Annotated in this window: 10 protein-coding genes; 7 read left to right on the forward strand and 3 right to left on the reverse strand. The window is 59.7% G+C overall.

The features are described from left to right. Nucleotides 1-111: 111 nt before the first annotated feature. The 3 genes from AC5P9W_RS04275 to AC5P9W_RS04285 all read right to left on the reverse strand — a co-directional run bounded on the left by AC5P9W_RS04275 (nt 112) and on the right by AC5P9W_RS04285 (nt 1589). Nucleotides 112-516, reverse strand: a complete 405-nt coding sequence (locus AC5P9W_RS04275) for a hypothetical protein (RefSeq protein WP_111098221.1) — start codon at nt 514-516, stop codon at nt 112-114. Between the two features lie 204 nt (nt 517-720). Then, nucleotides 721-1053 (reverse strand): non-heme iron oxygenase ferredoxin subunit, encoded by a 333-nt coding sequence (locus AC5P9W_RS04280; RefSeq protein ID WP_010483575.1) that lies wholly within the window; start codon nt 1051-1053, stop codon nt 721-723. Further along, nucleotides 1050-1589, reverse strand: a complete 540-nt coding sequence (locus AC5P9W_RS04285; RefSeq protein WP_021202565.1) for a GNAT family N-acetyltransferase — start codon at nt 1587-1589, stop codon at nt 1050-1052. The genes AC5P9W_RS04280 and AC5P9W_RS04285 overlap by 4 nt, the downstream gene beginning before the upstream one ends. Before the next feature lie 241 nt (nt 1590-1830). Here AC5P9W_RS04285 and AC5P9W_RS04290 point away from each other — a divergent pair, with 241 nt between their 5' ends. The 7 genes from AC5P9W_RS04290 to AC5P9W_RS04320 all read left to right on the forward strand — a co-directional run bounded on the left by AC5P9W_RS04290 (nt 1831) and on the right by AC5P9W_RS04320 (nt 12955). Further along, the gene (locus AC5P9W_RS04290) at nt 1831-7161 is read left to right on the forward strand and encodes a wall-associated protein (RefSeq protein ID WP_495218894.1); all 5331 of its coding nucleotides are present in this window, start codon (nt 1831-1833) and stop codon (nt 7159-7161) included. A 3-nt stretch (nt 7162-7164) separates the two neighbouring features. After that, complete coding sequence (locus AC5P9W_RS04295; RefSeq protein ID WP_495218896.1) at nt 7165-8124, forward strand: RHS repeat domain-containing protein; 960 nt, start codon at nt 7165-7167, stop codon at nt 8122-8124. Further along, entirely contained in the window at nt 8121-8588 is a 468-nt protein-coding gene (locus AC5P9W_RS04300) for a hypothetical protein (protein ID WP_146256797.1), read from the forward strand. Before AC5P9W_RS04295 ends, AC5P9W_RS04300 begins: the two co-directional genes overlap by 4 nt. 485 nt (nt 8589-9073) lie before the next feature. Beyond that, nucleotides 9074-9517, forward strand: coding sequence for a hypothetical protein (locus AC5P9W_RS04305; RefSeq protein WP_146256798.1), 444 nt, complete (start codon nt 9074-9076; stop codon nt 9515-9517). A gap of 70 nt (nt 9518-9587) precedes the next feature. Next, nucleotides 9588-9782: a hypothetical protein gene (locus tag AC5P9W_RS04310; RefSeq protein WP_049413427.1), complete on the forward strand. Its 195-nt coding sequence runs from the start codon at nt 9588-9590 to the stop codon at nt 9780-9782. 1733 nt (nt 9783-11515) lie between these two features. Further along, nucleotides 11516-11953 (forward strand): hypothetical protein, encoded by a 438-nt coding sequence (locus AC5P9W_RS04315; RefSeq protein ID WP_111098227.1) that lies wholly within the window; start codon nt 11516-11518, stop codon nt 11951-11953. Between the two features lie 699 nt (nt 11954-12652). Further along, nucleotides 12653-12955, forward strand: a complete 303-nt coding sequence (locus AC5P9W_RS04320; RefSeq protein ID WP_021203140.1) for a hypothetical protein — start codon at nt 12653-12655, stop codon at nt 12953-12955. Nucleotides 12956-13032 lie beyond the last annotated feature (77 nt).

Raw genomic sequence — 13032 nt, forward strand, 5'->3', positions numbered from 1 at the left:
GCCGCAGCGCAGGCAGCGCGTGGGCACGTGGAGGGCTTCGTCTGTAGAGCCGAGCCGATGCTCGGCTATGGGCGAATGACGTCAGACGCACGGCAACAGCCGCAGGGCGTCTCAGCTGGCGTGCGGTGCGGGCGGTGCGTGGCCGGGGTTCAACCGCAGTGCGGGATCGTGCAGCTGCCAGCGCAGGGCGTTGGAGCGCCACAGCGGAACATGCACGACCAGGGCGGCGCGCGGGGGAGCCAGTCCGGTACAGGGCGTGGTGCCCTCGCCATCCAGCGGCGGCTCCGGTGCTGGCGCGGCAGGGTGCGGGCACTCGTCCGCCGGCGGGGCCGGCATCGGCATGACCTGCTGCAGATCTTCAGCCTGTGCCTGCCAGCCGTTGGCAGCAGTGCCGTTGTCGCGTCCTTCGTGCAGTGCCGACCAGCCCAGCAGCAGCGTCAGCAGCACGGCCACAAGCAGCGGCCACCCTTGACGGGCAAGCTGGCACAGCGTGGCGGTGGGCGCGGGCGAAGCCATGGCGCGAGGGGCGGAGTCGTTACGAAGATGTTACGTAGAATAACATCAACGATAATGATTCGCATGTACGGGGCGTGGCGGCCCCCCGAGGCGGCCACGGGGCGCCCTGGAAGGGTCCTCATGGCTTTCCGATAGATCCACCCCATGGGTTGATGCTCTCTGGCGGGGCGCCCCGTGAATGATCTCTCCGGGCGGAGCGCCGCCTCAATCCCGGTCGTCGCGGGTCCAGATGGCGTCGTGCTCGCGCTTCACCGGAAACTTGGGCACAGGGCTGTAGGCCGGCGCGCACAAAGCGCGCCCGTCACGCACGTCGAAGCGCGCCCCGTGCAGCACGCACTCCACACTGCCTTCGGTGGTGTTGAACTCGCCCGAGGACAGCTCGAACTCTTCATGCGTGCACTGGTCTTCCAGGGCGTACAGCTCGCCGTCGAGGTTGAATACCACGATCGGCGTGCCGGTCACCTCGTCGAACACACTCTTCATTTCGCCCGGCAACAGCTCGGCGCCGGCACAGACAAAGGTCCAGGCCTCGCTCACGCGACGGCTCCGGTCAACGGCTTTTCAAGGATCTCGAAGCGCAGGTCGTCGCGCTTGGGGATGCCGAAACGCTCGTCGCCATACGGGAACGGCTTCTTGATGCCGGTGCGGCTGTAGCCGCGACGCTCGTAGAAGGCGATCAGTTCGTCGCGCACGTCGATCACCGTCATCTGCATCACCGGCACGTTCCATTCGCGTGCGGCGTGCGCTTCGGCGGCGTCCATCAGCTGCTTGCCAACGCCGCCACCCTGCTGGGCCGGGTCGACCGAGAACATGCCGAAGTAGCCCTTGCCGTCGACATCGGCGACATGGGCGCAGGCCACCAGCTGGTCCCCGCGCTCGGCCAGCAGGATGGTGGAGCGCGGGCGGTCCAGGTCGGCCTGGATGCCTTCGGCGTCGATGCGGGCGCCGTCCAGCAGGTCGGCTTCGGTGGTCCAGCCGACGCGGCTGGCATCGCCGCGGTAGGCCGAGGTGACGAGGGCAATGAGGGCGGGGATGTCGGCCGGCGTGGCGGCGCGGAAGGTCAGGGTGCTCATGGGGACATTCTAGGTGGAGCAGGGAAGGGCACGGGAGGCTGCTGGCTGACGTGACTTTGCCGAGTGTGGCCAATGCGTGGACTTGACGCCATCTTCATTATTCGTTCATATCTGTGACCAGCACCCGCCCACCGTGAAGCAACGCGTGGCTGTCTGCCGGCGTGGGTGCCGCCTGGTCGAAGGCCAACTGCCGTTCGGCGCGGGTGGGGCACACAGGGACGTCGATCCAGGGAGGATCTGCATGCAGTCTGGCCTCATTTCTCATCCGCGCGCGGCAATGGCTGCCAAGGGTCTGCTTCTCGGTGTCGTTGCCCTGTGCGTGCTGGCACCGGTCGGCGTTTCCGCCCAGATCGTTCCCACCTGGCGGCAGGAGTACGACAAGCGACTGAAGTACGGGGACCTTGTCGAACCGCTGAAGGGCGAGATCTTCGGCGAGCAGGTCAATCTCTACGACGGCTCGATCAGCTTCAAGGCCACGGATGTTTCGATTCCGGGCAATGGTGGGCTCGCGGTTTCGCTCAGCCGCAGTTATGGGGATGTCAGCGGCAGTGCAAATGACAAGGAGTATGGAAACTGGGATCTCGACATTCCGTCGCTTTCAGGCACTTACGGAGACCAGCCGGAAACTGCGATCGGCGGGCATTGGACGCCAAGCGCCCGTTGCTCGACAGTTTCCGCACCTCCGTCGCTGGATGTCTGGAACTACAAGCATACCCAGACCATCAATTTTTCTCCCCACACCTATTGGGATGGGGTGAGGCTTTCATTGCCGGGCGGAGGGGGTGAAACCGTCCTGGCGGGCAGCGGGGACGCGCGCCAGCCAACTCCGCAGGTTGGCACGCCAACGCCCTGGAACACAAAAGGGGGATGGTTCTTCTCCTGCCTCAGTGCGCTCAAGAGCGGCCAGCCGGGCGAAGGCTTTCTGGGCCACGCGCCGGATGGAACCAAGTACTACTTCGACTGGATGGTGGCGCGCGAGAACGAGTCTGCCGTTCTCCAGCCCTACGACACCATCACCCATGCCACGCTGAAACGGAAAAAGGTCTTCCTCTATCCATCCCAGGTTGTCGATCGTTTCGGTAACTGGGTCCGCTACGAATGGAGTGGCGGGCGGCTGGATCGAATCGTTGCCAACGATGGGCGCAGCATCAGCCTTGCCTATGACTCCCTGGGCCGTATCGCAACGGCGACGGCAGCGGGTCGAACCTGGACCTATGGCTACACCCCGGCCGGTGTGTTGCAGTCGGTGACGCTGCCGGACGGGACGGCGTGGAGCTACAACCTGCCGCCTGTCAATGTGACGAAGAAGTATCAGGAGTACACCGGGCAGGACGTTTGGGCCTATATGGAGGTCCCGGCTCTTTGCGCGAAGACGAACAAGATTGTGGAGACCGAGGTTGCAGCCTCCATCACGCACCCATCAGGCGCGGTGGGAACCTTCGTGTTCCGACCCTTCCGGCATGGCCGCAAGAATGTTCCATTCAACTGCCAGACTTCCGGCGACGACCAGTTGCTGGCCGACGGATGGAATCTCACGCCTATCTATCGGGACGCGATGTCGCTGGTGGCAAAGCGGATAAGTGGCCCGGGGATGCCCACGGCGGAGTGGAGCTATCAGTACACCAATCTGGGGTGGGAGTACGACAGGAGAGTCGACCAGGCTGGGTGGCCGGCGATCCCGGTGGGGCAGGCAGAGCCCAAGATAACGATTGAAACCCTGCCGGATGGCACGATCCGGACATACGAATTCGGAAAGGAAGTTGGCTATAACGACGGTCTGCTGCTGTCGACGACAACCAGCTCTGGTGGCGCGGTGGTTCGAACCGAGCGCAGTAACTACTACCCGGACGCGCAGCTTGCCAGCGCACCGTTCCCGCGCGAGGCGGGTCGGAATCTCAAGTACGGGGCCACGGAGCTGGGAGAGCATCTGAACCGCCCAGTGCAGAGCACGATCATCAATCAGGACGGCGTGCAGTTCACCCGTACGGTGCAGGCCTTTGATGCCTTCGTCCGCGAAGTTTCCGTTGTCGAAGCGAATTCCGCCGGCCAGAGTCGCACCAGCAGCACCAGCTACTACGACAATCCCGCGCTATGGGTGAACGGCCAGGTGGCGCGCAGTGTGCTCAATGGCATCGAGCAGTCGCGAACCGAATTCGATACGGCCAAAGCACTGCCGTTACGCGCCTATGCATTCGGCCGCCTGGCGCAGCAGGTGACCTACGCAGCCGACGGCACGGTTGCCTCGGTGGCCGATGGCCGCGGCAATACCAGCCATCTTTCGGGATGGAAGCGTGGCGTTCCGCAGCAGCTGCGCATGCCGGCCACGCCCGAAGCGCCCAATGGCGCGGTGCGCACGGTTGCCGTCGACGACAACGGTTGGATCACCTCGCTGACCGACGAAACCGGCGCAACCACCAGCTTCAGCTACGACAGCATGGGCAGGCTGCGCAGCCAGCAGTTCCCTGGCGGCGACAGCGTGAACTGGAATGGCGTAACCATGGACCTGCAGCGGCTGGGTGGCGCGCAGCTGGGGGTGCCCGCCGGTGCGTGGAAGCACTCTCGCACGCAGGGCGGGCGGCGCACGGATACCTACCTGGATGCGATGTTCCGCCCGGTGCTGGTGACCGAAAACGCCAACAACGTGCTGGACAGCGCCGTGGTGACCCGCTACGACACCAGCGGCAAGACCGTGTTTGCCTCGTATCCCACGCGGCAGTTCTCCGATATCAATGCCACCCTGGCCGGCACCACGACGCAGTACGACGCGTTGGGCCGCCCCACCGTGGTCAGTCAATCGTCCGAGCTGGGGGCACTGGTTACCCGCACCGAGTACGTGGGCAATCTGTCGGTGAAGGTGACCAATCCACGCGGCCAGGCCACGACGACCCGTCATCTTGCCTACGACCAGCCCAGCTATGAGATGCCGCTGACGCTGCAGCATCCGGAAGGCGTGGTGACCGAGATCCAGCGAGACACGTTGGGCAAGCCGCTGGCGATCACCCGCCGCAGTGCAGACGGCAGCCAGTCGCTGACCCGCCGCTACGTCTATGACGGCTACCAGCAGCTGTGCAAGACCATCGAACCGGAAACCGGCGCGACCGTGCAGGACTACGACGCGGCAGGCAACGTGCTGTGGTCGGCGGCCGGCACGGGTTTGACCAGCACCACCGACTGCAACCGCAGTGAAGCGCTGGCCAGTGGACGTGCGGTGAAGCGCAGTTACGATGCTGCCAACCGCTTGTCGACCCTGATCTTCCCGGATGGGCGCGGAAATCAGAACTGGTCCTACGCGCCTGATGGTCTGCCTGCCGAGATCAATACGCAGAACGACCCGGCCCGGCCGATGGTCGTCAACCGCTACCAGTACAACCGCCGCCGCCTGCTCAGTGGCGAAACCCTGCAGCATCCGGATCTGGGAAGCCTGAGCCTGGCCTATGGCTACGATGCCAACGGCACACTGGCCAGCAATATCTACCCGGGGGGGCGCGTCGTCAGCTATACGCCGGATGCACTGGGTCGGGCGACGACGGTCGGTGGCTATGCGAAAGAGGCCAGTTACTTCGCCAACGGCGCATTGGCCCGCTTCGTCTATGGCAACGGGATCGTGCACACGTTGACCCAGAATGCCCGCGGGCTGCCCGACCGCAGCCGCGATGCCACCGCAGCGGCCGCAGTGCTGGATGACAGCTACGACTACGATGCCGGCGGCAACGTGATGGCCATTTCCGATGGCCTGCCCGGGGCGCCCGGTAACCGGGACATGACCTATGACGGCCTGGACCGGTTGCGGACGGTCACTGCACCGGGCTTCGGCAACGCATTGTATGAGTATGATGCGCTGGACAACCTGCGCCGTGCCAAGGTCGGCAGCCGCGATCGTACGCACTATTTCGATCCGACGAATCGGTTGGTCAACGTGATCGAAACCGGAACCGGGGCAACCGTGACCGGTCTTGGCTATGACGTGCAGGGCAATCTTTCGGTGCGCAATGGCCAGGCTTTCGCGTTTGACTACGGCAACCGGCTGCGTGCGGCGGGTACAGCAGAGAGCTACGAGTATGACGCCCACGGGCGCCGGGTGAAGGCCAGCGCCAGTGGCAAGGGGGCAATCTACTCGTTCTACGACAACGGCGGTGTGCTGCGATTCCAGCGCAACGAACGTACCGGCAAACAGACCGACTATCTCTACCTGTCAGGCAGCCTGGTGTCCCAGGTGCATGGCGAAGCCGCACCCGGCGTTCCCGCGCTGAGTGCGCCGGGCTACATCACCCAGGGCAGCGTGAACCTGACCTGGAGCCCGGCCGGTGGTGCCAACCGCTATGAGCTGCAGCGTGCGCTTGCGGGCACCTGGAGCACGGTCTTTGATGGCGCGGCGCAATCGTTCACCAGCACCGGCCTGGTCACGGGAACCTATCAGTTCCGCGTGCGCGGCTGCCGGGCGGTGTGCGGCGGATGGAGCAATGTCGCATCAGTGGCCGTGGCATTGGCGCCATCCACTGTGCCGACCTTGAACCTGCCTGCCACGGCCTTCAACGGCAGCTACAACGTGGCCTGGTCTGCGGCTTCCGGTGCCGAGCGCTATGAGCTGGAGGAAAGCGCCAATGGTGGCGCATGGGCCCAGGTGCACAACGCCATCAGTCAGTCCAAGGCCTTCAGTGGCAAGGCAGCGGGAAGCTACAACTACCGGGTTCGCGCATGTAACCCGGTGGGGTGCACGGGATACAGCGCAACGGCTGCGGTGACGGTGGTGTATCCGCCTGCCACTGCGCCAGGTCTTTCTGCGCCGGCACGCGCTGCGCCGGGCAGTATCGGCATTGGCTGGAACGGGGTGGCTGGTGCCACGCGCTACACCCTGCAGGAAAGCAGCAATGGTGGTGGATGGGTCACGCTGTTCGACGGCAACGCGGGTTCCTATGCCACCGCCGCGCGTGGTGTGGGCAACTACGGCTATCGGGTTGCCGCCTGCAACGGCGCGGGCTGCGGACCCTGGTCGGCCACGTCGACGGTAGCGGTGATCGGACCGCCGACGATCGAGCCGGTGATCAGCGCGCCGGGCCTGGTGAACGTGCCGCAGTACAGCCTGAGCTGGTCGGTGCCGGCCAACAGCGAGAGCTTCGTGCTGGAGGAGAGTGCCAACGGTGGTGGCTGGACGGTGGTGCATAACGGCGGCGGGAACAGCTTTGGTGCCAGCCGTGGCAAAGGCAGCTACGCCTATCGCGTGAGGGCGTGCAATTTCGCGGGGTGCAGTCCGTACTCGGGCATTGCGACGGTTGTGGTCGCACTTCCGCCAGGGACACCCTACTTCTATCTTGCGGAATGGCTGACCACTCGCAAGGCACCGTATCAGGTGCAGTGTTCGGTGGGATGGAATCAAGTGCCTGATGCCACCGAGTACCAGCTTGAGAGTGGCGGCGGAGGAAAGCGTTTGTATACCGGGCCCAACGCCTACGTGAGTGCAGACGGGAATGCCTACTGCGCCGGCGACTATCGCGTGCGTGCCTGCAATGCCGGTGGTTGCTCGCCGTGGTCGGCCGATCATCCCGTCACCCGCGGCGTACTGAGCTGGGACTAACCCATGAATGGACTCTCTTTGCTGTTGATTCGGGCGGTGCTCACGGTGGTGGTGCTGGCGGCCTGTGTAGCTCCGGCGGCCGCACAGGAAGTCGTCGAGTACATCCACACTGATGCACTGGGTTCACCGGTGGCGATCACCGATGCCAGCGGAAACGTCATCGAGCGTACGGTGTATGAGCCGTATGGGGCGGTGGTGAATCGGCCGTTGAAGGATGGGCCGGGATATACGGGGCATGTGACGGACTCCGGGACCGGGCTGAGTTACATGCAGCAGCGGTACTATGACTTCCAAACTGTCGCATTTCTGGGGGCTGATCCAGTTGCAGCTAGTTCGGAAGGGGCTTCATTCAATCGCTATCGCTACGCTTCTGCCAATCCGTATAAGTTCAAGGATCCGGACGGCAGGGCAGACATGAACGTGTTCAGTGAAGCTGATCCGAACGGGCTGAGAGCGGCAGGAGATGCGCTCAACATTCCGGGCAAGTTCACGGTCGCAGGGCACGCCAATAACATGGTCATTCAGGACCAGCGAGGGGGGCGCATGGAAAACTACTCCACAGTCAGCTCATGGGATATGGCTCGGACCCAGTTTGGGCTAAAACAGGGCCAGGAAATATTCATGGCAGGTTGCCACCTTGGGGCGGAAATCGGTCAGGCAAAGGCTTTTGCTCAGGGATGGGCGAACCTGAATAAGTCGTCCGTATATGCTCCCAACGGATTCGTTCGCTATCCAAAAAACTACAAGCCTGGAGATGATATGACGCTCCGTGTCAGTATGGGTGAGAACGGAACCGGAGGTGCAGGTGTATGGCAAAGGTTCTCGCCTGGAGGGACGGGGCCGACGGGTCCCGCCATTCGTTCGATTACGATCAAAGCTGATGGTTCAATATCCTATCAGTTTGCTGAGCCTGAATTGGGGTCCAGAATTCGTAGAATAGAAACGGTGAAGGTGAAGCAATGAAAATTCTTTCGAATTCCGTTGTTTTGTCTTTGCTGCTTGTTGGCTGCGGTAACGGGGAGCCCCAGGAAGAGCGGCTTTCCCGAAATGAGAAACATGATGAAGCGCCAAGTTTGGCCCTTTCCCAGGAAGAATTGGAACATCAGATTTCGATGGCTGAAAACGGGAATGCAGAGGCCCGTCTAAAGCTCGAATGGCACTACTCGACGCGTGGCGACATGGAGCGGTATCGCTACTGGCTTGAGGAGGGGGTCGCACGAATGGACGTTAGTTCAATGCAGCGATTGGCACTGTTCCTCTCCCTTGAGCAAGGCGGGGGGGACTGTAAGCGCGCAATGCAAATCCTCGAGGAAGGCTTGCGTCTTGATCCGCCGGAGACTACGCGCGAACTGATGGAGATGGATCTTCAGAGATTGCGGCATGAACGGGTCGGGGTTCCACCTTGCGGGGTGGGGCTCTCCAATTAGAGGCAGCAGTTGCGCGAATGCCGATAATAATTCGTTCGGATTCGATGATAGGAACGGGTGGTGCGGAGCGCATTCTGGTTTGAACTCGAGGTTATTGGTTGGGCAGGTCTCGATGAAGATCATAATTTCTCTATCTGCTGCCTTACCGATGCTGCTTCTTGCCTCCTGTGTGCAGGACCGCGGTTGTCTTCTTCGGGTGGCCAACCAGGACCACGACAGCTCCTCATCTCAGAAGATCCATGCTGATATGGATGAACTCATACATTCGCGCCCTGTGGATGGGGAGCGGGAAGTGAATGCAGAGTTAGTGGTATCGCAGCTCGAACTCTCTCGGGAGGGGCGGAGAAATAGAAGGATTTTCTATGTATTGACTGATGGTAGCGGGAAACTCTTGACTGCGGGGACTTGTGGTATTGACGAACGCCAGTGTGCCTCGATCATTGTGAAGCGAATGCTCGGGTTCTGTGAAAGGATGTAGATTGCGGGTGCGCCAAGTTTTGGGAGGTATTTCAGTGAGAAATTCCCAAGTGCTTGATCGCTTTGGGTGGCTGGCCGGTATTATTGTGGCGGCGCTTTGTTTTTTAGGAATTGCCGCCTGTGGCGGAAGAGATAAACGTTTGGATGTGGTCATGAATCATGATCCGGGAAACGCAGCGGCTAATCAATACGAATTGGCGATCGAGTCAGTTTTCAATTCTTTCGAAAATGTGCCAGAAGCACAAATATGCAGGGTGCATTTAATTGATGTCAGGAGATCATTTGATCAGGATGGAAGCGAAAGGTTAAGGGTATATTTCGTCTTGGTCGATCGTTATGGTGTCGTCAAGTCGGCTGACACCTGTGGGCTTCCTTTGAATGAGTGTGTGACGATTATTGCCGAGAGGTCGAGGGTGGGCTGTCGGAGGGAAAAAGGGCTGGCTTTCCACTGATTCGGGCGGCACTCGCGGTGTTGGTGCGCATGGCCTGTATATAGTGCTGGGCGCTGCCGATGAAGTGGTCATGTACACTTGCACCGATGCGTTGGCTTCACCGGCGGTGATTACCGCTGTCAATGGAAATGTCATCGAGCGTACGGTGTATGAGCTTTCTGGTGAGGTGGTTCGGATGGTCATGGCTGAAGGGGTGATGGGCGAATGGCTATCCCAAGTAGAATGGGAGCACGTTGTCGTCAAACAGTGGCTGACGCGCTATTGATAGAATCACCACCGCAAACGCGGGTGGACACGCGGCCCACGGTGTTCCTTCCTGGGTTTCTCGACAAGTGGCGGGAGTGCTGTGAAATCTACAAGTTCATCTCGATGCCGACGACCAGCGATGGTTCTTCAAGGGTTTGCGCGCACTTCAGTGCTATGTCTTGTATCTGTCGCTGGTTGTTCGCTACATTAAATAGGAAGCGGTCGGCTGGATGACAACTGTCTTTTGGTGGTGGCCGACTATGTAAAGTCGTCGCGGGGGTGGGGTGGGGATGTCTACGACATTGCTCCTGAGGGGACGGTGGCAGGGCTGCGAGGATATGCAGTAATGCATCGCTCGGACGACGGAAAACTGCCGTCCGGGGAGTTGAAATCATTTCATGTCGATTTGGATCCCGAGTGCAAGGCTATTGTTGATGAGCTTGGCTATCAATGATTCCGCGCACTTTTCGGCTGGCAGGAGGAGCTTGGGTTTATGGGTGTGGAGCGAAGAAGGTGAGCGGTATCCCATGGCGCTGGATGGCGACGCAGAGGTGTGGGCGTGAATGTTGATTTCCGGTTTTTCATGGTTATTTTTTTTATTTTCTACGGGGCTGGTTGCAGGCATCAAGAAGGCGGGGGCGAACCGTCTGGAAAGAGCTGTGGGGTCGAGGGCAGCTCCGCTTGCCGAGTCAGCTTCCGGGAACTAGCTGCTACGCCCCGGCTATTCGATGGAAAGTTGGTGCGGATGGAGGGGTATCTCGGGGTGAGTGGGGGGCTCTTTGTACTGAATTCAAGCAAAGAGTTGTTTGAGGCCGGAGTGACTGAGGAGACTCAAGTTCGAATTAGAGGTCCAGTAGATATGCAGCGAGGCGTATTTGACGAATACGCGTATTCATGGGTTTCGATAATTGGGGTGTACAGGACAAGAGAAGCTGACAATTCGACAGGTGATCTGCTGCTTGGCGAAATTCACGCCCCCCTTGAAGTTCGCTCCCTACGAATCCCTGGTCCCGTGCCACGTGCGAAATTTGGGGACGTGCTCGTCAATCTTGAAGATCTGAAGTGAGTGATAGGTTGTGGAAATGACGTCATGTGCTTTCATTTCTGCCTTCTATGGCAGGAAAGCGGGATGATTCAAAGGCGCGCCTAACATGTGATCACATGTTCCCCGTGTTAGGGGTGAAACTTGCCAGGAAGGGGCCTCGGAACGTTCTCGATCGCTGGTAGAGTCGCAGATGTCACAGTACGCCATGGCACTCCTGGGCAGCTCAGTTCTCCACGTTGCGCGATTGCGTCTGTGTCATTGCGAGCTGATCGATCACGCCGATAGGCTTTGGGGGAATTTCCCCTTGGTTGAATAATATGAGGTTTCGCATTGAGCGCTATCGATGAAAAGAATATCGTTCTAGCCTGTCTGCGGAGGCTGTTGGAATCCGAGCCTGCTTCCGAGGAACAGGTGTCTGGCTGGTACCAGAGGGCGGAATTTATCAAGAACGTGATTCGGTCAAGTTCGTATGAAATAGGGGGTCCTCACGTGATATGGCACTATCTTGATGATGCCGATATCCGTATTCGCGATCCCCGCTATGCCGAAGCACAGGTGTTGGCCGTTAGGCGGAGTATTGATGAGTGGGCTTGAGTGCAGTCAGAAAAGCCATGAGCAATAAATGTTGCTTGCCAGACTGCATTGCGGCATCCCTCTCGGATGCTAACCCTCCGGATCTCCCTCTCCTCCGGGAGGACTGGGCAGGGATGGCGTTTGATCGCAACCTGTATGAGGACTTTGCTCCGAACGATGTTTGGGCGGCGTGGCTGAGCGCACTTTCGGAGCACTTTGCAGATATCGCAATGTGCGCGGTTCGATGTTCAGAGTGCTCCGACAGGGGAAGCCCCGTGGAAATTGAGCGAGGTCTGGATGGCCTGCGCTCCTACTGGCTGGAAGATGGGAACTTCATGCGTGATCATTTCTTGTTTTCGCGTGATGGTCGCTGGGTTGTAAAGCTGGATCAGGACGTGACGTTATTTGCGGGAGATGTCACTTTCCTTGCGGATGTTGTCGCGCGACTTGGTGGTGTAGAGCATGTCGAGAAGATGATGCGACGGGACCTGATTGGTACAGCTGAGGACGTAGTTGGTCTCGGTGGGTACGTCAAGGGGCTTCTTGCGCCATTGAACGCATCGAATCCATAGCTGATTGCTACGTAGAAGATTGGGTGTGCGGGCGCTATGTGATGGAGTAGCTTCAAAGGGCCTGCAACGCCGGTGATTGTTCGGCATGCTCCGCAGGCTTTTCCGTCACCCGCGGCGTATTGAATTGGGACTAAGCCATGAATGGCTCTGTTTGCTGTTGATTCGGGTGGTACTCGCGGTGGGGCCGTGGCTTGTGTGGCTCCGGCAGTCGCACAGGAAGTCGTTTCAATGTTCGGAGGCTGCAAGAAATGGCGAAATGCAAGCTGGGTGCTGAGCACTCAACCGCGTGGAGTGGTCGAATCCAATCATGCCTGGCTGCTGTGGTTCTTTCGCTGGGGTTGCAGGGTTGTGATTGGTTGTCGGATCCGGTGATTGTTGTAAAGAATGTTGGAAGGGGCGTGATTTATGGCGTCAGCTTGGAGGTTGGCGGTGGTGTGGTAGGCGTAGGATCAATTCCTGTCGGTGAAAGCAGGGTTGTGAAGCCTGAGGTCGCTACTGATTCCTCACTTCTTGTAACTTACTACGAGAGCAGTGTCCGCGTGGTTTGCCATGGGGATGTGTATTTTACGAATAATCTCTACGTCAGAGTTGAGGCGGATGTGGGTGGAGGGGTTTGCCGTATTGCAGAAATTGCGGATTGATTTGATCTTCGGCGCCTGTTTGACGAGTTTTTATAGCGCGGTGCCAGGGTGAAGAACGATGAAAAGCCTTGTTGAGAGCTTCCCCATTTGGGCTTCCATCATTCTAGGTGCCATGTGGATAAACGCATTTGCGGCTCACAGGATGTTGCTTAAAATCGAGCGTGAACGGCCGGAAGTACTCGCTGCAGTTGGAATCATCAAGGTTGATTGGTGGCTTAGGTGCTTGCGCGGTATTGCAGTGCTTGCCCTTACTTCCAAAGGGCAGACGCTCCATCAGGGGGAACGGTGGGTGCTGAGGGGCGTCGTGATGATGTACGTCTTCTTGATTGCATCCGGGGTATCCATGCTTGTTGGCATGTAGGAGACGGTGCCTCAAGGCCGTTGATGGTGGATGGATCGGCATTAGGGTGAGATTGCCCGTTCCTGGCATCACTCGGT

The sequence above is a fragment of the Stenotrophomonas sp. YJH_SMC_33 genome, from assembly GCF_059372295.1.

Excerpts from the sequence above, each read along its gene's own strand:
- AC5P9W_RS04320 (WP_021203140.1), top strand. The coding sequence starts at position 12,653 with ATGAAAAGCCTTGTTGAGAGCTTCCCCATTTGGGCTTCCATCATTCTA.
- AC5P9W_RS04310 (WP_049413427.1), top strand. The coding sequence starts at position 9,588 with ATGTACACTTGCACCGATGCGTTGGCTTCACCGGCGGTGATTACCGCT.
- AC5P9W_RS04295 (WP_495218896.1), top strand. The coding sequence starts at position 7,165 with ATGAATGGACTCTCTTTGCTGTTGATTCGGGCGGTGCTCACGGTGGTG.
- AC5P9W_RS04275 (WP_111098221.1), bottom strand. The coding sequence starts at position 516 with ATGGCTTCGCCCGCGCCCACCGCCACGCTGTGCCAGCTTGCCCGTCAA.
- AC5P9W_RS04290 (WP_495218894.1), top strand. The coding sequence starts at position 1,831 with ATGCAGTCTGGCCTCATTTCTCATCCGCGCGCGGCAATGGCTGCCAAG.
- AC5P9W_RS04285 (WP_021202565.1), bottom strand. The coding sequence starts at position 1,589 with ATGAGCACCCTGACCTTCCGCGCCGCCACGCCGGCCGACATCCCCGCC.
- AC5P9W_RS04300 (WP_146256797.1), top strand. The coding sequence starts at position 8,121 with ATGAAAATTCTTTCGAATTCCGTTGTTTTGTCTTTGCTGCTTGTTGGC.
- AC5P9W_RS04315 (WP_111098227.1), top strand. The coding sequence starts at position 11,516 with ATGGCGTTTGATCGCAACCTGTATGAGGACTTTGCTCCGAACGATGTT.